Below are 1891 nucleotides of genomic sequence, written 5' to 3'. Positions count from 1 at the left end.
TTTGTCATCAGTCTGAAATTATTTCGATATTATGTAGTCATCGCACAAAAAACAATTAAATGTGTGTACAACGGTTACATAATATTGAATGGTTTGCTACGTCATACCATAAAAGTGGCATATTATAGCAGATAGCAGTGTGAGAGAAAAAATTTGACTGTACACAAAAGCGGAGTACCATTTACCGACTATTGAATTTTAAGGATTTAACGTGCAATTTTTCTCGATTATTCGCATTGTGGGCATTTTGGTAATGTGTTTTTCGTTCACAATGTTAGTGCCTGCGTTTGTGGCGTTGCTCTATGGTGACGGTGGCGGACGAGCCTTTTTAGAAGCCTTTGTACTGAATTTTAGTGTTGGCACACTATTATGGTGGTTTTGTCGTCATCATAAATATGAATTGCGTTCACGAGAAGGTTTTCTGATTGTTGTGTTGTTTTGGGTGGTATTAGGTACACTTGGGGCTGTGCCTTTTATTTTGCTTGAACAGCCTGATTTGAATTTTTCTGAATCGATTTTTGAATCATTTTCTGGACTAACCACAACGGGAGCGACCGTTATTACAGGGCTAGATAGCTTACCGAAAGCGATCTTATTTTATCGCCAATTTCTACAATGGCTTGGCGGAATGGGGATTATCGTACTTGCGGTGGCGATTATTCCACTCTTAGGAATTGGCGGAATGCAGCTCTACCGAGCTGAAATGCCCGGGCCGCTAAAAGAGCAGAAAATGCGACCACGCATTGCGGAAACCGCTAAAGCATTATGGCTGATTTACCTTTCATTAACGATTTTATGTGCATTGGCTTATTGGCTGGCTGGAATGAGTGGTTTTGATGCGATTTCACATAGTTTTGCGACAGTGGCAATTGGTGGATTTTCTACCCACGATTCAAGTATCGGCTATTTCAATAGTGAGATAATTAACTATATTACGGTTTTTTTCTTACTGATTTCTTCTTGTAACTTTGCGTTGCATTTCGCTTTCTTTGACCAATTTCACGGCAGATACAAAGGACAAGCCCGCAACCGTTTCTTGCGTTTATATTGGCGAGATTATGAGTTCCGTTTCTTTATTTTGGTGCAGATCTCACTTTTTTTAATCTGTTTTTTTGTGCTATGGGCATACAGCTATTTTGACAACAACCAAACAACGCTCTCACAGGCACTGTTTCAATCGGTGTCTATCTCGACAACAGCAGGTTTTACTACCAATGATTTCAGTAGCTGGCCTTCATTTTTGCCTTTATTGCTTGTACTTGCCTCTTTTATTGGTGGCTGTGCTGGCTCAACGGGGGGCGGTTTAAAAATGTTTCGTGTGCTATTGCTCTATTTGCAAGGAAAACGAGAAATCCACCGCTTTATTCACCCGAATGTTATCCAACCAATTAAACTCGGTAAGTATGTGCTTTCTGAACGAATTGTTGAAGGTGTTTGGGCTTTCTTCTCTGCTTATTTCTTCGTGTTTGTCGTCTGTTGGTTAATGACGATTGCTTGTGGAATGGAAACTTTTGACGCACTTAATGCAGTGATTGCCAGTATGAATAATGTCGGTCCTGCACTTGGTACAGTGAGCAATAACTTCACACAAGTACCAGATAGTGCGAAATGGGTGCTTACTTTTGCGATGGTCTGCGGACGTTTAGAAGTCTTTACCCTGTTGGTTATATTCAGTCCAACGTTTTGGAGGGATTAGTAAGAGTTGCGTGAGAAATGGTGCCGACTACCGGAATCGAACTGGTGACCTACTGATTACAAGTCAGTTGCTCTACCTACTGAGCTAAGTCGGCATTAGATAGGAATCTAAAAGAGACGCAAATTCTAGTTAATTTCAGATTATTGACAAAGTCTTTTTTCATTCGGACGCCAGCGTGGCGTCCCTACAAGAAAA

Annotated in this window: 1 protein-coding gene and 1 tRNA gene; one reads left to right on the top strand and one right to left on the bottom strand. The window is 40.8% G+C overall.

Features of this window, described 5'->3' with window-relative positions:
* The first annotated feature begins 211 nt into the window (after positions 1-211).
* Positions 212-1696, top strand: coding sequence for a TrkH family potassium uptake protein (locus tag A1D25_RS06670; protein WP_157394914.1), 1485 nt, complete (start codon positions 212-214; stop codon positions 1694-1696).
* Between the two features lie 18 nt (positions 1697-1714).
* Here A1D25_RS06670 and A1D25_RS06665 read toward each other — a convergent pair.
* A tRNA-Thr gene (locus tag A1D25_RS06665) sits at positions 1715-1790 on the bottom strand.
* Positions 1791-1891: the final 101 nt, after the last annotated feature.

The sequence above is a fragment of the Ursidibacter arcticus genome, from assembly GCF_009761375.1.
Classification (GTDB): domain Bacteria; phylum Pseudomonadota; class Gammaproteobacteria; order Enterobacterales; family Pasteurellaceae; genus Ursidibacter; species Ursidibacter arcticus.
The sequence above is the reverse complement of the archived record's forward strand: the minus strand, read 5'-3'. Positions and strand labels throughout refer to the sequence as shown.